General features: G+C 30.5%; 16 protein-coding genes and 3 pseudogenes. 17 read left to right on the plus strand and 2 right to left on the minus strand.

The genetic code is table 11. The annotated features are described in order from the left end of the window. Positions 1 to 176 precede the first annotated feature (176 nt). From IGI63_RS13995 to IGI63_RS14010, 4 genes are all read left to right on the plus strand, one after another. Positions 177 to 686 (plus strand): hypothetical protein, encoded by a 510-nt coding sequence (locus IGI63_RS13995; RefSeq protein WP_429975999.1) that lies wholly within the window; start codon positions 177 to 179, stop codon positions 684 to 686. Positions 687 to 822: 136 nt separating this feature from the next. Continuing rightward, complete coding sequence (locus IGI63_RS14000; protein WP_429976000.1) at positions 823 to 1,503, plus strand: HAD family hydrolase; 681 nt, start codon at positions 823 to 825, stop codon at positions 1,501 to 1,503. Between the two features lie 346 nt (positions 1,504 to 1,849). Further along, the gene (locus IGI63_RS14005) at positions 1,850 to 2,347 is read left to right on the plus strand and encodes a hypothetical protein (RefSeq protein WP_429976001.1); all 498 of its coding nucleotides are present in this window, start codon (positions 1,850 to 1,852) and stop codon (positions 2,345 to 2,347) included. A gap of 768 nt (positions 2,348 to 3,115) precedes the next feature. Beyond that, positions 3,116 to 3,247 carry a hypothetical protein gene (locus IGI63_RS14010; RefSeq protein WP_429976002.1) on the plus strand — a complete coding sequence of 44 codons (132 nt, stop codon included), beginning with the start codon at positions 3,116 to 3,118 and terminating at the stop codon, positions 3,245 to 3,247. Between the two features lie 135 nt (positions 3,248 to 3,382). Here the strand turns inward: IGI63_RS14010 and IGI63_RS14015 are convergent, their stop codons facing one another. Continuing rightward, positions 3,383 to 4,132 carry an isochorismatase family protein gene (locus IGI63_RS14015; RefSeq protein WP_429976003.1) on the minus strand — a complete coding sequence of 250 codons (750 nt, stop codon included), beginning with the start codon at positions 4,130 to 4,132 and terminating at the stop codon, positions 3,383 to 3,385. A 466-nt stretch (positions 4,133 to 4,598) separates the two neighbouring features. Here IGI63_RS14015 and IGI63_RS14020 point away from each other — a divergent pair, with 466 nt between their 5' ends. The 3 genes and pseudogenes from IGI63_RS14020 (at position 4,599) to IGI63_RS14030 (ending at position 6,054) form a co-directional block, all read left to right on the plus strand. Continuing rightward, entirely contained in the window at positions 4,599 to 4,865 is a 267-nt protein-coding gene (locus IGI63_RS14020; RefSeq protein ID WP_429976004.1) for an IS3 family transposase, read from the plus strand. 271 nt (positions 4,866 to 5,136) lie between these two features. Then, a pseudogene (locus IGI63_RS14025) lies at positions 5,137 to 5,274 on the plus strand (hypothetical protein); the annotation flags it as partial. Positions 5,275 to 5,589: 315 nt separating this feature from the next. After that, positions 5,590 to 6,054, plus strand: coding sequence for a hypothetical protein (locus tag IGI63_RS14030; protein WP_429976005.1), 465 nt, complete (start codon positions 5,590 to 5,592; stop codon positions 6,052 to 6,054). A gap of 103 nt (positions 6,055 to 6,157) precedes the next feature. Here the strand turns inward: IGI63_RS14030 and IGI63_RS14035 are convergent. Beyond that, positions 6,158 to 6,460 (minus strand): annotated as a pseudogene (locus IGI63_RS14035) (transposase); the annotation flags it as partial. A 116-nt stretch (positions 6,461 to 6,576) separates the two neighbouring features. Between IGI63_RS14035 and IGI63_RS14040 the strand changes: the two are divergent. The 10 genes and pseudogenes from IGI63_RS14040 (at position 6,577) to IGI63_RS14085 (ending at position 19,994) form a co-directional block, all read left to right on the plus strand. Then, complete coding sequence (locus IGI63_RS14040; protein ID WP_429976006.1) at positions 6,577 to 6,765, plus strand: transposase; 189 nt, start codon at positions 6,577 to 6,579, stop codon at positions 6,763 to 6,765. A 1,069-nt stretch (positions 6,766 to 7,834) separates the two neighbouring features. Next, a pseudogene (locus tag IGI63_RS14045) lies at positions 7,835 to 8,085 on the plus strand (IS3 family transposase); the annotation flags it as partial. Between the two features lie 1,859 nt (positions 8,086 to 9,944). Beyond that, entirely contained in the window at positions 9,945 to 10,889 is a 945-nt protein-coding gene (locus IGI63_RS14050) for an ABC transporter permease (protein WP_429976007.1), read from the plus strand. A 330-nt stretch (positions 10,890 to 11,219) separates the two neighbouring features. Further along, a complete protein-coding gene (locus tag IGI63_RS14055) occupies positions 11,220 to 12,131 on the plus strand; it encodes a carbohydrate ABC transporter permease (RefSeq protein WP_429976295.1) in 912 nt (303 codons plus the stop codon). Positions 12,132 to 12,376: 245 nt separating this feature from the next. Then, positions 12,377 to 14,062: an extracellular solute-binding protein gene (locus tag IGI63_RS14060; RefSeq protein WP_429976008.1), complete on the plus strand. Its 1,686-nt coding sequence runs from the start codon at positions 12,377 to 12,379 to the stop codon at positions 14,060 to 14,062. 1,445 nt (positions 14,063 to 15,507) lie between these two features. Then, on the plus strand, positions 15,508 to 16,137 hold the full coding sequence (locus tag IGI63_RS14065; protein ID WP_429976009.1) for a YesL family protein: 630 nt from the start codon (positions 15,508 to 15,510) through the stop codon (positions 16,135 to 16,137). Then, positions 16,115 to 16,618, plus strand: a complete 504-nt coding sequence (locus IGI63_RS14070; protein WP_429976010.1) for a hypothetical protein — start codon at positions 16,115 to 16,117, stop codon at positions 16,616 to 16,618. Before IGI63_RS14065 ends, IGI63_RS14070 begins: the two co-directional genes overlap by 23 nt. Before the next feature lie 865 nt (positions 16,619 to 17,483). After that, positions 17,484 to 18,203 (plus strand): metal ABC transporter ATP-binding protein, encoded by a 720-nt coding sequence (locus tag IGI63_RS14075; protein ID WP_429976011.1) that lies wholly within the window; start codon positions 17,484 to 17,486, stop codon positions 18,201 to 18,203. A gap of 1 nt (position 18,204) precedes the next feature. After that, positions 18,205 to 19,044 carry a metal ABC transporter permease subunit gene (locus tag IGI63_RS14080; RefSeq protein ID WP_429976012.1) on the plus strand — a complete coding sequence of 280 codons (840 nt, stop codon included), beginning with the start codon at positions 18,205 to 18,207 and terminating at the stop codon, positions 19,042 to 19,044. Then, complete coding sequence (locus IGI63_RS14085) at positions 19,044 to 19,994, plus strand: metal ABC transporter substrate-binding lipoprotein (RefSeq protein WP_429976013.1); 951 nt, start codon at positions 19,044 to 19,046, stop codon at positions 19,992 to 19,994. Before IGI63_RS14080 ends, IGI63_RS14085 begins: the two co-directional genes overlap by 1 nt. Positions 19,995 to 20,009 lie beyond the last annotated feature (15 nt).

Here is a 20,009-nt window from a genome sequence, read left to right on the forward strand (position 1 = left end):
AAAACCAAAATAATCTTTGAGCATTTTCACAATGTTTTTGTTGGGGAAATGTTTGTGACCTAGACCAATTTCCATTCACAAAGTGGCAGTGTAAATGCCTTTGAAATAGTAGAGGTTAGGGTAAAAATGTAGATTATGTTAACTGGATGATTAAATAACAGAAATGAGGGATTTGAATGAACACCAAAATTTTATTCGTGTTTCTGCTTACACTAAGTATAGGGTTAAGTGCTTGTTCCAAAAACGAAACTAAAAGGAGTGAGAAGCAACAAAGCTCCTCTGTTTCAGTTAAATCTAGTAAGAGTAGTGAAAAGGAAATAATTTCAAAGGATACAACAGTGTCTAAAGAAAATGTCATTGAGCAAAACTCATCAAATACTGTTGAAAATGAGAACACTGATAAAATTAACACAAAAAATCTAACTACTGAGCAAGCTATTTCATGGGTTAAAAACTATTTAATTCAGCAGGGAGCAAATCCTTCTGAAGCAGAGAATGAATTTCAAACCCAAATGTCAGACGATGGGTATCTAGAAATTTTGAGATATTCTTGGAATCCAGCAAAGACTTCCAAAACGATTTCGAATATATATCGTGTAAACGAACAAGGAGAACTACAAATAGGAAACAATGCAAATTTAGGAGAACCTTGGGAGACTATTAGTACAACTTATATTGGTGATTAGAACATGTAATAGCGATTATGTGACTAGTTCATTAAATAACGAAAAAAAGTAGTAAGCAATGAACCCCTGCATAGATTTGCGGGAGGTATAATAGACTAAAAATTTATGGTGTAACTGTTGGAGGAAGGAGAGTTTTATGAAAATTGAAGCAATCATTTTTGACATGGATGGGGTTATTGTTGACACTGAATTTTTTGATTTTAGTATACAAAAAGAGTTTATCCGTCAAGAGAATTCCTTTATTAATCTTGAAACTACTGATTTTAGTGAGCTAATTGGTCAGTCCTATAATATGTTATACGAAACACTAAAGCGTTTTATAGGAAGTACAGAGCCTTTGGAAATTATCGGAGATAAATTTACAAAATTTAGTGATGAAAAATATAAGTCATTAAATTATAAGAAGCTATTTCGTGGAGACACTCTTTTTCTTTTAGAATATGCAAAAGAAAAACAGATAAAATTAGCGGTAGCTTCATCTTCAACCTATTCGCATATCGTAGAAGTTCTTTCTTCATGCGGTATCTTATCTTATTTTGATGTTATTTACAGCGGGGAATTTGTTGAACAAAGTAAACCAAACCCTCAAGTATATTTAAATGTGCTAGAAAAATTGAACATAGCGTCAGAATTTTGCATCGCAATAGAAGATTCATCGTATGGGATAACTGCGGCAAACGAAGCAGGAATAACCACGATTGCCTATCAAGAAACCAGAGTTCCTGTTTACCAAGACCACGCAGCTTATCTAGCTAAAAATATGGAACATGTACAACAAATTATAACAGAACTAAATATCTCAGATAATGTATACTAAGCCATGAAGTGTAACCCGTTGTGCTAGTTAATTTTTAAAAGTATCCAAGTGAATATCTAAGCGTACCAGAAACTATATTTGAGCTCTTTCTAGCATAAAACTTTAAGTTAACAGGATCGCTTCTAAACGGGATTCAAATCCTATTAATGGATTATTATGAAAGAACAATGCTTAATCATATTTTGGCTTCCACTGATCATGAAGAAATTGGAGGATCAACTTATTTTATGCCGACCAATCCAGGAGGAAAAAAAGGTTTGACATTGAAAATTCTTGTTGCCATGGCACGGGGCTTGAAAATCACTTTAAGTATGTTGAATCAATTTTTTATCAAAATGAGGAGGCAGTGTTTCTTAATTTATTTATTGCCGCTGAACTTCGTTCAAAAGAAGAAAAAATTTGGCTGGAAGTAGATTATGATGATATATGTCCGGAACAAGTGAAACTTATGATTAATCAACTATCAAAAGCACTGAAGGTTCGTCGACCATATTGGGCTGACGGAGAAGCAAACATTGAGATAAATGGAGAAAAGGTTGAAGTTGCTGCAAAAGCAGGATATTACACTTTAAAAGTGAACCCAGGTGATTATGTGATACTCACCTTTCCAATTAACTATCGATTAGAATCAACACCTGATGTGTCAGATATTGTATCACTTGGTTATGGATCATATATTTTGGCTGCTCTGAATTCAGAAACAGAGTTTTTAACACTTAATGAATTGACAGAATTTGAAAAAACGAAGAATGGTTTAACTTTTACTCATAAAGGGCAAGAATATAAGCCGCTCGCACAAATCAATCATGAAGCCTATCATTTATATTTGAAAAAACAATACTGATTATTTTTTTGAAGGATTGTCGGCTGTTAATTAAGTGGTTAGAAGAAAGTGTGTGACTTTATTAATTGAGAAAGTAAGTACAGATAGTTTTAAATAAACAACCGAAGAGCTTTCTTCGGTCGTTTTATTGATTATTTCTACTTTTCGAGCGTTGCGATAAAGTAACCGCTAGTTTCTTTTAAATTGCAAGGTTTAAAAGATAATGATGAAAAAAATAAAGATCCACATAGAATTTTTAGGAGATAAAAAAAATGTCTAAAAAATTGTTTTAGTTATAGATAGTTAATATAAAATATTTTTTTGAAGGGGAGTAACAACTTTTTTAATAATTATTTAAATAACTATTAAAAAGTTGGAAATTGAGTTGTCTACCAAAAGTTAGACCTGAAAATCTAACTTTTGGAAGTTTTTTGTATGGTAAAATACAATTTTTAATTTAAACTTGTCCATGACTACTTACCTGGTCAAGAAAGTACTTGGTTTCTCGCAAAGAAGTATGAGTTTAAATCTAATTCTCAAAAAAATTAAATAGATTAATGCTTATAAAAAACTTGGTGAAGAAGGGCTACTTCGTAGTCGAAAAGGTAAGAATTACTCTGTTCAATTTAAATTAAATGTGATAGAGTGTACTTAACGACAGAGTTAACCTATCAAGAAGTAGCTAATCTTCTCAAATGAACAATTCATCTTTAATTGCGAATTGGCTTAAAATGTATCGTAAGTTTGGTATAGATGGACTCTCTAAACACAAAGGACGTTCCACCTAAAATGACTAAGAAGAAACAAAATGAAATTCAACCATTACCTAGTGAACCATCTCAAGTAGAGAAACTAGAAAAAGAAAATAGAATGATAAAATTGAGAATTGTAGGGCCTCCAAAGTTAGATTTTTTAATCTAACTTTGGAGGCCCACTACAATTCTCATATATAAACTATCTGCCTTTTTTTAAAAAACTAGTTAGTAACCTAAAGATCTTTCATAAAAGCTTGGAACTCAAAGAAATATTCTTATCGTTACCTCAAAAGACATTCTATTATTCAACATCTTTAAATGGATCTTTTACGACCGGTTTATTCGCATTATTCCAGTAATTCTCAATCACCAGACCGTATTCAGAAAGATAATTCAAGAAGGGTTCAAACATATCATTTGCACTGGGTTTCTTCCAGTCTTCTTGGAGCTCGCAAGCTAATGAAAATGTTGAAACTAGTTCCGCACCAGCATTTCCCATACGGGTAATAGCTGCTTGATATTCAAGTTCATTCCAAGCACCACATGAGTCAATTACTGGAAAAACGCGGTATCCATCATTTAGTAAAGATAATGTTGGAAACGTGCAACAAGTTCCAATAGTAACACCGGAAATAATGAGATGATCACGTCCAGTATCTTTTATCAAGGTCATTAATGCTTCACGAAAAGTAGGATCCTCATAAGCATTGATAATACCTGTCCGTCTATAAATGGGTTCATCAGGAAATAGTTCTTTGATCTCCGTCAAAGTATCTCCGTTTTGCCATTGAGCATTAGAAGATGAGATCAATACAGGAATATCCAGCGCTTTAGCTGTTTTAGCAAGCCCAAGAATATTGTTTTTTAACTCTGCTAATGCAGGGGTGCGCACGCTAGAAATCAGTCCAATTTGATGGTCAATCAATAAAATGATCGAGTTTTCAGGAGTAGGTTTACTATGAACGAAATGTCCTTTTTCCTTTGCTTCATCCATAGACAATTGATCTGGTAGAGCTTTTGCGTTTAAATCACTAATAATTTCTTTTATCATTGTTGCACCTCATTTCATTAGTATATATGTATAGTATTCGGAAATGAAAAAATATACAACTATTTATTCTTGTAAGCAGAATGTTTTACTGATTAAAACAATTCATAATTTTGATAATTGAGTTAAAATCGTACTCTTACATGGAACCCAGTACTAGCGAAAATGAGATTTTATCTGTATTATAAGATAACCTTGAGTCTTTTAAGATAAGGGATGACATTATTTTGCTAAGGAACGAAATGAAATCCAGTCATTACCAAGTGAACCATCTTAAGTTGAGAAACTAGAAAAAGAAAATAGAATGTTAAAAATTGAAAATGCTTATTTAAAAGAATCGAGGAGGCTGCGTTTAGAGGACGAATAAAAAATGAACAAATCGCACGAATTATTCACAATCACCTAGGACGCTTTCGACTTTCGATTAAAAGACATTCAAGAAACCCTGAGGCTTCAAAAAGCCACTTACATGTACTGGCAAAAACGCATCGACAGAACCACTTCAACACAAAGGATGGAAGAAGAAATTCAAGAGATTCGTAAAAAACATCAACATTATGGTTATAGAAGGATGACTCAAGAATTGAAACGACGTGGATATCAAGTAAATAAAAATAAAGTGCAGCGATTAATGCAAAAGCTACAGTTACAAGTTAAAGCATTTACCAAGAAATCTAGAAAATATAATTTCTATAAAGGAACTGTTGGGAAAGTTGCTAAAAATTTGATTCATTGAAGGTTTAGCACTTCGTTCGCTCATCAAAAAATTACGACGGATACAACTGAATTTAAATACTATGAAAAAAATGGCACGGGCATTCTTCGACAAAAAAACTATATTTAGATCCATTCATGGATATGTATAACAGTGAAATTCTGAGCTAAAGCTCACAAAATGCTGATCAGGTAATCGTTACATTGATTATCTTTTTTATCATGTTAAATGTGTTCTTTTTCTTTGCATGGATGTTTTCAAGCACTCCTACAGTTGAAAAGTATTAGAAAAATATGGCACATGGATTAGTGTGAAAGCTTACATCCTTTTAGGGGTATTCATTATTGTAGAAAATGGAACTATTCAATATATTATAATTTTCATTTCGTATTCACAAAAGTTTAAATTAGCTGTCTCAAATAAGTTGTAATGGAATTAAACTTCAATCAGAGTGTATAGAAAATGTTGTGTTTACGATTTTTAAGAGGTATACTCGATGTAACTTAACTGTCATATGGAGCGTGATAGTGATGAATAATCAAAAAAAGATTGAAACATCTGAATATTTCACTGGTATTTCTGTTGATATTACTACTAAATATTTGCGCTTATCTTCGTTTTTACCGGTTCACTGAAGGCAAGTAGTCTTATGGAAGACGTTAATGGTAAAGATTGTAGTTAATTACTTAGCGAACAAAAAAGTAGTATTCAGTTTCTTGTTTTATCATTATTGGAGGTCATTATCATGAGAAGAAAAAAGAACAAGCATCGACTATTTAAATTTTTAGTCGCAGTAATCTTATTAATGGCAATAGGGCTACTGTTTTTTAAAAATTTGAATAATGAGGCTCGAACACTTAATTCTGGGAAAGATACGCCAGTAGACAAGGTTGTAAAAAGAGAAGTAGTCAAAAAAATTAATAATGCTGCTGAGGGTACACAGGATCAAGAAAAGAAAGAATATCTTACTAAAGTTGCTGATTTTATAAATAAGCAACCCATGTCAAGAATTATGGAACTAGTTAACAATGAACAACAAGCTAGCCAAGCTTTACAAAGTGAAGTGGGAGTTCCAAAAAATATTGCTGATGAGAAAGTTCATGAAATATTTACGTCTCCGGAGTATTCAATGATTAGAGAGAAAATTAGTAATGGTGATTACTACGGTGCTTACAATGAATATAAAAAAATTTCTCAACAATCAAAATGAAAATTTTGAAGTGTACGGAAAATGGGCCCTTTTTCAAATAGTGTTGGTAAAGATAAATTGTAGAATCGCATCAAATCCAGAAGAGAAAGTCCTCTGGATTTTTTTATTTGGTTTGTATTGCTTGTCCTTGTTGGACGAAAATCCGCAATTTGAAATTATAAAAGTTACGAAAACTATAGGCATTCCGCTTTAATACACTGATATGATTATTTAGACACTCCAATTGTTCATTGGAATAAGAATAATTTAAGGCATGATAAATTTGTTTTTGGTATTTTTTAAAGGTTCGTATAGTTGTTTGATAAGTAGCTGGCAAATGAGAAATATTTTGCGTAAGTAAGGCATCAAAATACGTTTGGTTTCGTTTATGAATGGCATACAAAAAGTCTAGATACAACGTGTAGCCATGTGTGGCTCCTATAATAGAAATGCGGACAAATCGTTCGCTATAATCTAGTAAAATTTTTTTATTATGCAACCTAAAATCCAGCGACAAGATATTAACAAGAATTTAAAAAATCGATGGTCTCTATGAATCAGACCGGACAGTCTGTCAACTCACTGTCAAAAGAATACAATGTAGGTGTCTCGACAATTTGCAAATGGATCCGTCAGGCTGATTCTAATGACAGAAATGTCCTTTCGTTAAGGGAACGGAAATTAGTAAAAGAAAATAAATGCTTAAAAGAAGAAATTGATAGTTTGAAGTGAACAGCGGTACTTCTGGTAAAAATTTAATCAATAAAAGATGTGCCACTGTATTACGGGTGATTCGTCTAGGGCATCGCATTACCCAAATTTTGTAAGTTTTATTTATTCCTAGCTCCATTTACTATGATTATTTGAAGTGAAAGCTGAGTAAATCAGCACAGAAATGCCAACATTTTAAGTAACTAGTCTTAAAATGTCGGCTGAAACACCCGATGTATGGTTATCCGCGCATAGCAAAATACTTTAAAGAGACGTTAAATCTCTAAATCAGTCGCTATCTTGTTTATTACCTTATGTGAGAATTATGCATCCAATCAATAATGGTTCTAAAAACGAAGAAACCCAAAATTTATACCGAAATCGCTCAACGTCCTAATCTAATAAAAAATTAACCGATAACTCAAATGTGTTTTTAACAGATATTACGTGTAGATCTGTAAAATGTAAGTGGATTTATTTAGCTAGTCTATATAATCCTGAAACTCCTCTAGTTGAAACGCATAAAATAGGTGCTCATTTGACAAAATAATTAGCAACGAGCGTAATTCAATCGCCCATTTAAAAGCATTAGGAACAAAAATTGTTCATAGTGATGTGGGAAGCTAAAATACAAGCGATTCTTTTGAACAAATACTCAATCGTTGTGCGGTGAAATATTCCTATTCCCGTAAGGAATGCTCTGAAAACAATACTCGAATCGAAAGTTTCCATTCAATTTTAAAGAGAAAATGTGTGGATTTTCAATCAATTTAAGAAACCTTTGTTTGTATTGATCGCAACATTTTCTAGTATAACAATGAGCGCATCTTATTGGCTCTCTACTTGTTTATAATGATTTCACCGTTTTTAACAATTTAACTAAAAATGGTTTTTTGAGGTGTCTTTTATCAGAAAAATAAATGATTGAGGTTAGATTAGCCACCTTACCTAATTTCTATCTAGAAAGTGTAGAATCAAAAATCATTTTGAAAGGTAGTAGCTTTTTTCTCCGAATTATTGACATATGATCCAAAACTATCTGTGAGAAACGGGTGGCTGACATTACTTACATTCCTACTAAGAAAAATGACTTGAAACCAGCAAAATAAGGAATTCATATAGAAGAAAAGGAACACCTTACATAATGCAGGAATCGAATCTTTCCATGTCTCATTGAAGAAGGAAGAAGTCTACATGGCTAGCTATTCAGATTTTGAAGAATTAAATCATGTGCTAGCTAGCTATATTGAAGGATTTTGTAACCGAAATCGAATTCATAGCTCGATTTACTATCTAAAACCTCAAGAGTTTGAAAAGTTGGCAAAAGAAAAAATAGCATAACCATCTCTACTAAAACATGTTCAAGATATTAACTCAAATTCAATCTATAAAAGTAAACATAAATGCTAACAAATATTAAGAGAATAAACGTAAGGGATATAATTTTTTTATTTTATGAAATAAGATTTTTATATAGAGGATTGCCAATTCATAAATAATTTTACATAATAAGATAATTTAAAAGGTAAAATTAACAATGTTAACAAAATAATTAGGGAAATAGAAGTTATAAAAGTGTTATATTTTATGAAATTTCCTAAAAGAATTCCCAAAGAAATTCCAGCGTCAATTCCTAAGCATAACGTAAGTAATATTACTCTTTTTAGATAGTACTTTATTTTTTTATCAAGTGTACTAAGTTGTTTTATAGTGAATAATTGATATTTTTTTAGTTTTTTCTTGAAGTTAATTTTGGATGCATTCGTGGGATCTCTTTCTTTCGTAAAGAAAGTAGATTTAAATATGCTCTAAGTAGTGAATACGAAAATTTAATATATAAAAAGAGAAATACAGTTAAAAATAGCGTAAATGCTCCTTGCAAGAAAATAAAAAGCCTTCTTTCATTTATATTTATAATTCGTTTCGAATATATGCAACGTGTGAAGATATCAGATAGTAGTTTAATCAAACAACATAGTTAGTATCAAGTTTCTTATCACAAATAAAAATAACATTTAGTAGTATGTAAGCAATAGAGCGTATATAAATTTTATTTTTGGTTTTGATTTTTATAATGTTTAGTTCATTTTCTGAATATATTTTTGGATATTGCTGAAGTATGAATGTTTTTTGTATCAACTTATTGCTACTTTATGCAGAACTAGGTCTGCTTATATAAGCATTTTTTTGCTAAAGCTGTTACAAAAAAATATTTTAGAAATTTAAACTGCTTTCAAAAGGGAAGTGGTTCGGCAAAAATTCAACGAATATCTTTAGTAATTATGAATTATAACTCGATATTAGTCATTGATTGAATATATCGTTTGAATTTTTGTCACACTTTCTCTCAGCAACAACGAGTAACAAATAAGAAGACTTATCTAGAAAATTTATACTAGGGAAGTGATTTTTAAAGATCATCCGAAGAGAAACATGAAAAATTGTACAGATAAATACACGGGAAAAAATTAAATTACATATTGCAAACGATTACAATATGTGATTTAATGAACTTGAATCAATTCAAGTTTCTATATTGATAGATAATAATCTACCTAGTAAAAGATTAAAAATAACTGCTACATAATGTTTATGGCGTATAATAGATAAATACATATTAAAAGAAATTTCGAAAATGTTGAAAACGGATACAAAAAACAAATTAATGAACTTGAATCGATTCAAGTTCATAGATTAATAGATAAAAATTTACAATGGTTAAAAGTGTAGAAATAAAGAAATTATAGATACGTAAATCCATAAAATACAATTAGAGGTTAAAAAAAGTGCAGCTATTTTGTAGAGAAGTCCAAGTGAACCTCGATACTTTATTGTTAGAATGAAAATGTTCTTGCAAATATTTTATATTCAAAATAACTTGTGAATTGGCTTTCAAATAGGTTTTTAATACTATTTATAAATGAATTTATGATGATGCTTTTACCGATTTTACTAATATTAAGAAAGCTCGAAATTAGTATTTAAATGACAATTTGATGAAGTTTTTCAATTTGTTAAATAAATATAAAACTATAGGTTTACAATTTTTTGTAAATGTGAAATTTCCTTATTAATAAGCTCAAAAAATCAGCTAGTACTCCTGATATTATTTAATAAAAACAAGGATCATAGCGATGGTTTTTAGATATTCAATTGGTCATTATTAATTTAATCAGCACGAAGAATAAATTAATCATATTATGTTAGAAAGGTGGATATTTAGAAATGGAATTAGTGGGAAACAAGAAAAGATTGAAAACGTTAAAAAAAATTATCAACTGTATATTTTTATCTTACCTGCATTTGTGTTCTTCTTAGTCTTTTGTTACCAACCTATGTATGGAGTAATTATTGCGTGGAAAGACTACAATCCTTTGCTGGGGATATGGGGAAGCCCATGGGTAGGATGGACTTATTTTAAGCAATTCTTTGATTCTTATTTCTTTTGGGATTTGATTAAAAATACATTAGGCATCAGCGTTTATTCGTTATTAGTTGGATTTCCATTACCCATAATACTGGCACTAGCAATTAATGAGTTAAAAGATGGATCTGGGAAGAAATTTGTGCAAACGATTACCTATGCACCTAACTTTATTTCAATTGTAGTAATAGTTGGAATGTTGTTTTCTTTCCTTAATCCAGAAACAGGAATTATTAATTATGCACTTCAATCTGTTGGGATTAAACCGATTAGCTTCATGGAAAATCCAGCTTGGTTTAAGACAACATACGTTTTATCTAATGTATGGCAAACAACAGGATGGAGTTCAGTTATTTATATAGCAGCTTTGTCTGGTGTAGATTCACAACTTCACGAAGCAGCAATTATTGATGGAGCTTCTCGATTACAACGTATTTGGTATATAAACCTGCCCACAATAACCCCTACAATAATCATACTGTTGATAATGAGCTTAGGTGGTTTGCTAAATGTAGGATTTGAAAAAATTATTTTAATGCAAAATGCATTAAATATGTCATCTTCAGATGTTATTTCCACTTTTGTTTATCGTGTGGGTTTATTGAACGGACAGTATTCGTTTTCAGCTGCAGTTGGAGTATTTAATTCAATCATCAATGCTATCATATTGGTTTCTGCAAATGCAATTACTCGTAAATTCAGTGATAACAGTTTGTGGTAGTTCTCATCCATATTTTTGTTGGAAATAAGTATATCTGCTAATGTAGTATTATTAATTGTTAAAAATTAAAATTTAATATCTAACATTCATTTTTCAATAAAAAAGAGTGAATTTTGTTATTAATATTGATGGTTATTATATGTAGTGTGGCTACATGAATCTTATCTAATATATTATGAAAATGGATTTGTCAACAAAAAAAGACATTGAAGAAATTTGACTTTCCTTGTCAACTTCCTTTGACTATCTTTCTTAACTCAATTATATAGAGCAACAGTTAAATAAAATAGAATGGCTTTTAATTGAGTAATACCAATATGTAAGGGGAATATTATGAATAATAAGAATTTAAAATTATCAAAAGAAGATAAAATATTTGTTGCGCTTAATTATCTATTTATTATAGTTTCAACAGTAATTGTATTATATCCTTTAATTTATATTATCAGCGCATCTATTTCTACTCCTAATGCTGTAATCAGCGGCAAGATGTGGCTTTTTCCAAAAGGATTTACATTGGAAGGCTATAAAAAGGTTTTGATAAATAATGATATCTGGATGGGATATAAGAATACAATTATTTATACCATAGCATCGATTATTATTAATCTGATTGTTACCATACCGTGTGCATATTCTCTTTCTCGAACGGAATTTTTAGGGAGAAGTTTCTTTATGAAATTTATGATGATAACAATGTTCTTTTCGGGGGGGATGATTCCAACATATTTGTTAATTAAAAGTTTAGGAATGCTTAATACTATGTGGGCTCTTATCATCCCAGGCGCAACTAATGTTTATAACATAATAGTTACAAAATCGTTCTTTGATTCAAATATCCCGCGTGAGCTAGAAGAATCGGCTATTGTGGATGGTGCTGATGATTTTACAATTTTATTAAAAATTGTATTACCTTTGTCAACTTCAATTATCGCAGTCATCGCTCTTTTTGTAGGAGTTGGACGATGGAATGGCTTTATGGACGCTTTGATATACTTGTCAGACCGTAGCAAATATCCATTGCAGATGATTCTGCGTGAAATCTTAGTTCTACAAGATATGGGATCAAACATGACTTCATCAAATACTAGCACAGCAGAACTTCTGCAGAAAAAAGCAGAGCTTGCCGCTATAATTAAATATTCTGTTATGATTATATCTACTTTGCCAGTTATCGTTATATATCCATTTCTTCAGCGCTACTTTGTGAAAGGAATGTTAGTTGGATCGCTTAAAGGGTAATTTTCAAGGGAAACTATAAAGAACATCGATAAATACTAATGAATACATCAACGAAGAAACGACTTATTCGAAATATAGGCCAAATTAATGCATTTCAATAATTAATAATTTTTAGAGATACATTTAATTTTTATATTTTAGCATTTAATAATATTTACCCAATATCGTCTGACCTGATAACTTGTATATTGACAATATCACTTGGTTTTTAGAATTATTTTTATAAAGAAGAGGAGATTTTTAACATGAATAAAAAAATTTTTGTTTTAGCTGGAATCACTATACTTATGATTACCATGAGCGCCTGTGGAAGTTCTTCTAAAAATGTCGGAAAAGATGATGGAATCAAATCTAATTCAGAAAATGTTTCAAAAACAAGTTTTCCGATTGTTAAAGATAAACTGAAATTAAGCATGTTTGCTCCAAATATGGGGGAAAGCAACTATGCTGACATGGCTTTTCTTAAAGAATACTCGAAGAAAACAAACATTGAATTTGATTACACAACACCGCCTTTGGCTGATGTTGAAACTAAATTAAACTTAGTGCTTGGTTCAGGAGATGCTCCAGATGTAATTTATGCTTCAAATATTACTACAGATCAGATTGGTAGATATGGTGGATCAGTATTGATTCCGTTGGAAGATTACATTGATAAAGGTTACATGCCAAACTTTAAAAAGATTTTAGATAAATACCCTTCGGTTAAGAAATCTATTTCTACACCAGATGGACATATCTATACTTTACCTTTCTTAACTAATAAATACCTTGTTGATGATAAAGATTACTCCAAAAAAACAATAATTAATCAGGGATCATTATGGTTTAACGGTGAGTGGCTAAAAAAATTGAACCTTGAAGTTCCTAAAACAACAGATGATCTTTATAAAACATTGAAAGCATTTAAAGAAAAAGATCCTAATGGCAAAGGTGATGAGATTCCGTTGTCTACTTCGTCACCTACACAAGATAAATTGTCTGTATTACGCCCATGGATTATGAGTGCTTTTGGAGTTCTATCTCAAGAACAGCAAGTTGATAAAAATGGTAAGGTAACATATGGAGCGATTCAAGACAATTATCGCGACTATTTAGAATTTATGCATAAACTTTATTCAGATAAATTATTAGATCAAGAGGTCTTCTCACAATCGGATGATACTTTAAAAGCAAAAGGGCATTCTAACCGTTTAGGAGCATTTGTTGATTGGTATAGCTACTTTGCTACAGGGAAAAATACTGATGAGGCAATGGGAGATCCAATGGCTAATCCAATGACATCAAAAGATTCAAAAAAAGCAGTATTCCCAGTATCAGATGGAATTACTAATGGTACCTTTGCACTAACTAATAAATGTAAAAATCCCGCTGCCGCACTCCGATGGGTAGATTATTTTTATTCTGAAAAAGGGGCTCAAGAGTTAAATTGTGGGCCAGACGAAACTAAAGGAGGATATTGGCATTGGGATAAAAATGATAAAGGAGAAAAAGTTCGTGTCTTGAATAAAGACATACCATATGACAAAGCAGATGAAGCACGTGGTAAGGTTACTCCAGATTATGGTACAGTGCCACCAAAAGTAAATGCCCATGCACCTATTGTATTAGAAAATAAAAATGATCCTGTTGAAGATGATAAGATAAGTCAATTTAGTAATAAAGAGGCAGAAAATAAAATTAAACCTGCTGCAAAAATAGCATGGCCTACAATCTTGGTATCTAAAGAAAACCAAGATAAAATAGGTTCTACAATGGAGACAGATTTGTTAACGTACGTCCAACAGTCAGAAGCTAGCTTTATCGCTGGAAAAGTAAAATTAACAGATGATACATGGAAGAAATATATTGAAACGCTTAAAGGAATTGGTGTAGATAAATATACAGAAATCCAACAAAATATATACGATGATTGGTGTAAAACAAAATAAGCAATGAAAATTGTGGAATCATGGTGCTAGCTAATTAAAAACTGAGAAAAACAAAAACTTTGCATAGAATAAGCTCAAAACAACGACAAAATGAGGGATTATTCTATGCAAAATCAAACTAAATATATCGAAATTTACCCAAATACTCAACTAATGTTTTCTGAAATTCTAGAAATCCATTAATCACTTTAAAGAAGGATACGTCCTTGAGAAAATAAAAGGTAGAAAGGACACTCAACTTTTTAGAGATTTAATATTAGTTTTATGGTTACCAAAACTGACTTTTTCTTAACTTATACAGTCACTAAAGCCTCAAATCATGATGTGAATAAGGCTGAAACACTTGTCTAGGATTATCCTATTGAAAAACTATAGGGAAACAAGGGCTACGTTAGCTCAGATATGTAAGAAAGACTGTTGAATAAAAACATAGAAACTACCTGCTCCATTAAAAAGAATGTCAAACACAACAATAAAATTAGCGGCTCACTACTATCTGAACAACGAAAGGTGATTGAAACGGTATTTTTTAGTTTAGAAATTTAGGTATTCAGAATTTTAAAAGTAAATCATTACTAGGGGCAGAAAGTCGATTAGATAGTGTTTTACTTGACTACTGTTTAATGTGTTCTAAGGTACAAGGATGTTATATAGAAACGTTAAAAGGTTCTAAAATAACGGGTATTGTAGATGTAAGAATAGAGGTTGAGGCAATTTTGGAGAGAGGGGAAATAGACATAAAGGAAGGCACACTCGTATATATCCAAATTTTATGTAATCAGAGGATAAAATGTTGAACAATTGTTACTAGAATACAAATTGGTATATCAACTAAACTATTCTATCTTGTTAAAGAAATAATCTATTAAAGACGTTTTCTGTAAACATGCTGGTAGATTTTTCATGATTATTTATTATTTTCTTTAGGTTGAATGGTTTAGATAACTTGAATTTCAGTTAATTATTTTCGTATTTATTTGGAGCGATAAGCTTTATCACCAAGTTTATCGCTTCCTTTAAAATTTTACTCTAGGCAATCAAGAGCTGGTACTGCACCACTTATTATTTGACCTCTGGTCAATAGAAAAACAACAGGACTTACGAGGCAAGCACTAAAAATATATGAATTTTTGTATTCCGACCACCATAAGAGATATGTGTTGATTAATAAACTTTTTATTTAAGCCAAATGGATGGCTATTATATTGACACCTGGTACATGTTAGTTAGAACATATGAATCTTTAGGGAGTATCCCCTATATACAATATATTATAACTATGACTTTTTCAATGGAGATAAAAAAGATATAATAAAATTACTTTTTCTAGATCAACTTTTCTTGGCTAACTTATAGTTTGCAAAAAAACGTTCATAAGTATCTATTACATAATTAATACTATAAATAAACAATTATTTAAGTAAAATAAAAATGAGGGGTCTTAAATGAATAGTATAGGCAGAAATAGTTTAAAATTAGGAAGCGTATTAATTTTTATAGGTAAATTACAAATGTTCTGGTTTGTAGTAGTTTTTAGATATTTTATTATAGGAGGTATTTTCCCTGCCATAGCAGCGGTTCATGCTTGTTTATTCGATGTTTATAGAAAAGGAGAAATAATAGTAGAAGAACTATCTTATTCTGAATTTCTAATTAAAACAAAGGAAAATTTTAAACAATCTAATATTGTTGGTTATCTATCAATTGTAATACTAATTTTTTTATATATTGATTTGCGCATATCATACGTTTTTATTCAAAATAATTATATTACTTTAATTATTTATTCTTTGATTTTTATATTTTTAGGAACTTTTCTATACCTGATTCCAAGCGTTGTTCGTTATAATTTAAATATACTAGAGAGCTTTGAACAAGCATTTTTCTTATTATTAGCAAGTCCTATTTATACAATCGCTATGTTATTAGGGATGTTATTAGCAGTAGTTTTAGGATTATATATCCCAGTTCTTGTTTTAGTACCCTCAATTTTAATTTTATTTTCTAATAATTGGTTCAGCTATCAAGCTATGTTGAAATTAGAGAAAGCGAATGAAAATAATGAAGCTAACTAAAAACAAATTATGCATAATTATAATTTCTATTCTGTTAGTGTCTCTATTTAATTATTATTACACAAAAATAGATGATAAATTTTATAATAAAGTACATCCAACTGATTCAAACTCAATTAATAATTTAGACGCTAAGCTAACTAAAGAAATATTTGAAAAGAGTATAGAAGCTAGCAACGATAAGGATGTTGAAAAATATGTAAAATTAATTGTACCTGCAGGATACGAGAATACAACAAAAGAATTAAAAAAATTTTTTAAAAAGAATAATATAAAAAATACTTTAATATCCTTTAATGTATTGAAAGAAAAAGATAATCATCTATTAGCTGAAGCTCAAATTAAATCTGTGAATCAAGATAAAAACAAAAAAAAATATCGTGATAACGTATCTACTATGAACGTAGCGTATGTTAAAAGTGGAGGTAAATGGCTAATTGAGATGGTGACAACTATAGATACCAACTTATTGCAAAAATAGAAATTTAAAGAACCCAATGAAGAAAGGGTATTAACCCCAAAAAGTTAGACTTTTTATAGAGTGGAAAATCCACTCTATTTTTTATGCAATTTTGTGTTTGAAACGTCGAATGATTCGTAAGTCCATCAGATATTCAGCTCATTTTATGTTCTTTTAAGAACTGAAATCGGACTTCTTTTTTAGAAGCCCTAAAATTTTTTAATAAACCCAATTTCTCCCTTAGGCAACGAATTTTTTGCTATAGTTTCTTTATTTCAGAATGAACGTTAAAAAGTGTCTTTTCGTTCTCAGAAAACCTTCTTTTTTTTCATATTCTTCAACTTATTGAACCTATTGATACAAACTATTAGCGTGAACTTCTAGCTGTAAACTAACTTCTTTTACAGCAAATCTTTCTTTAGACACTAGTTTTACAATGGCATTTTTAAATACTACGTATAATGAATGTTTTGGAATAATACAGATTCTCGCTTTACTTTATCTTTTTGTCTAATGTCTATAGACCTTTATCTGTTAGGGTTTTCCTTGGCTCGATGATATTTATTAATAATAAATACATTTTCAATCTACCATTTTAATTTCTTGTAGTTATTACAACATTATTTTTTTAAATTTTATTGAAAAAAAATAATAATTATTGAGATGTATTATAAATAGAAGACTGCATTTGTCATATGCATTATGCAAGATCATTATTCTTTGCCGAGATACAAAAATAAACTTTGACTACTTTTGTTAGTTTAGTGGACTTTCAAACGAAGCATTAAAAAAATAATAGCAATTAAAAAAGTTAAACTTGACCTTAATTAAATTTTAGGCTATCCTAAAATAAATTAAAAATATAACAGATTTGAAGGAGAATACTATGCTGGAAATTAGCGGACTCAATGTTTTTTATAATAATTTTTTAGCTTTAGAAAATATTTCACTTGAAATAAACAGAGGAGAAATTACAGGGATTATTGGTCCAAACGGTGCCGGGAAATCAACCTTTATTAAAGCTATACTAAATATTATTCCTCACGAAGGGACAATATTAATTGATAATAACGATAGTAAAAAAATATTAAAGAAAGTTGCGTATGTTGAGCAAAAGGCGGCACTTGATCCTACCTTTCCGATAAAAGTGAAGGAGTGCGTTTCTTTAGGAACTTATGCTAAAATGAAATCTTTTCAAAGAGTTAAAAGTAAAGAATGGTGGAAAGTTAAAGAGGCATTACAGAAAGTGAATTTATCAGAATATTCAGACCTACAAATAGGAGAATTATCCGGTGGTCAATTTCAAAGGGTACTCGTGGCAAGGTGTTTAGTGCAAGAAGCCGATTATATATTTTTAGACGAACCTTTTGCTGGAATAGATTCAGTAAGCGAAAAAATAATTATGGATACCCTTAAACAATTAAAAAAACAAGGTAAAACTATTTTGATTGTTCATCATGATTTAAGTAAGGCAAAAGATTATTTTGACAATGTTTTAATATTAAATAAAAATTTAATTGCTCAAGGGAGTGTTGATAATGTTTTTAATGAATTGAATCTAAAAAAAGCATACGGAGATGCGATATTTATAGGGAAGGAGATGTAGTATGATTCAAAATTTCATTAACGGTCTTTATGACTTTCACTTTTTACAAAATGCGTTAATTACCTCTGTAGTTATTGGAATTGTTTCTGGAACTGTAGGATGCTTTATTATTTTAAGAGGGATGTCACTTATGGGGGATGCAATTTCACACGCTGTATTACCGGGAGTTGCTATTTCTTATATTTTGGAGATTAATTTTTTTATAGGAGCAATCTTGTTTGGATTGTTTGCTTCTATAATTATTACCTTTATAAAAGGAAACAGTATTATAAAAGGAGACACAGCTATTGGAATAACTTTCAGTTCCTTTTTAGCTTTGGGAGTCATTCTCATTGGCGTTGCTAATAGTTCAACAGATTTATTTCATATTCTATTCGGAAACATTTTGGCAGTACAAGATATAGACAAGTGGATCACAATAGGGGTTTCAATAGTCGTGTTAATTGTTGTCTTTTTATTTTTTAAAGAATTACTGATTACTTCTTTTGATCCTTTGATGGCAAAAGCTATGGGGAGGAATGTGAATTTTTATCATTATCTATTAATGGTGTTACTTACCATAGTCGCTGTGACTGCAATGCAAAGTGTTGGAACGATATTAATTGTTGCTATGCTTATAACTCCAGCGGCTACAGCCTATCTATATGCGACTAGTTTATCAACGATGATTTTTATATCATCGATATTGGGAGCATTTTCATCTCTATTAGGATTATTTATTGGATATAGTTTTAATATCGCGGTGGGTTCTAGTATTGTTCTCACATCAGCGGGATTTTTCGCTATTAGTTTTTTAATTTCACCTAAACAAAAATTTTTAAGAAAGAGAGTGATTAATTAATGATAAAAGAATGGAAGAAAACTTTACTGAGTTTTAGTATATTGATAGGTATTTTTGTGTTAGGAGCATGTTCAACAAACAACAGTGATAAGCAATCGCATGAAAGTCAAGGAAAATTAAAAGTTGTATCTACAAATTCCATTATTTCTGATATTACTGAAAATATTGCTGGAGATAAAATTGAATTACACAGTATAGTACCGGTTGGTAAAGACCCCCACGAATATGAGCCTTTACCAGAGGATGTCCAAAAAACTTCTAAAGCTGACTTGATTTTTTATAATGGTATAAATTTAGAAACTGGTGGAAATGCTTGGTTTACAAAACTAGTGAAGAATGCTAATAAAAAGGAAAATAAAGACTACTTTGCAGTTAGCAACGGAGTGGATATTATATATTTAGAAGGACAGAACGAAAAAGGAAAAGAAGATCCCCATGCATGGCTAAATTTAGAAAATGGGATTATTTATGCCAAAAATATTGAAAAGCGTTTAGCAGAAAAAGACCCCGATAATAAAGATTTCTATAAGAAAAATCTAAATATGTATATTGAAAAGTTGGATTCTTTAGATAAAGAAGCAAAATCTAAATTTGCTAAAATTCCTAAAAACAAAAAAATGATTGTAACAAGTGAAGGGTGCTTTAAGTATTTTTCTAAGGCATATGACGTTTCATCTGCTTATATTTGGGAAATTAACACTGAAGAGGAGGGGACTCCAGATCAAATAAAAAATTTAGTGGAGAAGCTACGTGCTACAGAAGTTCCTTCACTGTTTGTAGAGAGCAGTGTAGACGATAGACCAATGAAAACAGTATCTAAAGATACAGGCATCCCGATTTATTCAACTATCTTTACAGACTCTATTGCTGAAAAAGGACAAAATGGAGATAGTTATTATGCAATGATGAAGTGGAACCTTGATAAAATTTCCGAGGGACTCTCTAAATAAATTGGAGGGATAAAG

Source organism: Enterococcus sp. DIV0086, from assembly GCF_050498705.1.
GTDB lineage: Bacteria > Bacillota > Bacilli > Lactobacillales > Enterococcaceae > Enterococcus > Enterococcus faecalis.

Excerpts from the sequence above, each read along its gene's own strand:
- IGI63_RS13995 (WP_429975999.1), top strand. The coding sequence starts at position 177 with ATGAACACCAAAATTTTATTCGTGTTTCTGCTTACACTAAGTATAGGG.
- IGI63_RS14000 (WP_429976000.1), top strand. The coding sequence starts at position 823 with ATGAAAATTGAAGCAATCATTTTTGACATGGATGGGGTTATTGTTGAC.
- IGI63_RS14010 (WP_429976002.1), top strand. The coding sequence starts at position 3,116 with ATGACTAAGAAGAAACAAAATGAAATTCAACCATTACCTAGTGAACCA.
- IGI63_RS14015 (WP_429976003.1), bottom strand. The coding sequence starts at position 4,132 with ATGATAAAAGAAATTATTAGTGATTTAAACGCAAAAGCTCTACCAGAT.
- IGI63_RS14020 (WP_429976004.1), top strand. The coding sequence starts at position 4,599 with ATGTACTGGCAAAAACGCATCGACAGAACCACTTCAACACAAAGGATG.
- IGI63_RS14030 (WP_429976005.1), top strand. The coding sequence starts at position 5,590 with ATGAGAAGAAAAAAGAACAAGCATCGACTATTTAAATTTTTAGTCGCA.
- IGI63_RS14040 (WP_429976006.1), top strand. The coding sequence starts at position 6,577 with ATGGTCTCTATGAATCAGACCGGACAGTCTGTCAACTCACTGTCAAAA.
- IGI63_RS14050 (WP_429976007.1), top strand. The coding sequence starts at position 9,945 with ATGTTAGAAAGGTGGATATTTAGAAATGGAATTAGTGGGAAACAAGAA.
- IGI63_RS14060 (WP_429976008.1), top strand. The coding sequence starts at position 12,377 with ATGAATAAAAAAATTTTTGTTTTAGCTGGAATCACTATACTTATGATT.
- IGI63_RS14065 (WP_429976009.1), top strand. The coding sequence starts at position 15,508 with ATGAATAGTATAGGCAGAAATAGTTTAAAATTAGGAAGCGTATTAATT.
- IGI63_RS14070 (WP_429976010.1), top strand. The coding sequence starts at position 16,115 with ATGAAAATAATGAAGCTAACTAAAAACAAATTATGCATAATTATAATT.
- IGI63_RS14075 (WP_429976011.1), top strand. The coding sequence starts at position 17,484 with ATGCTGGAAATTAGCGGACTCAATGTTTTTTATAATAATTTTTTAGCT.
- IGI63_RS14080 (WP_429976012.1), top strand. The coding sequence starts at position 18,205 with ATGATTCAAAATTTCATTAACGGTCTTTATGACTTTCACTTTTTACAA.
- IGI63_RS14085 (WP_429976013.1), top strand. The coding sequence starts at position 19,044 with ATGATAAAAGAATGGAAGAAAACTTTACTGAGTTTTAGTATATTGATA.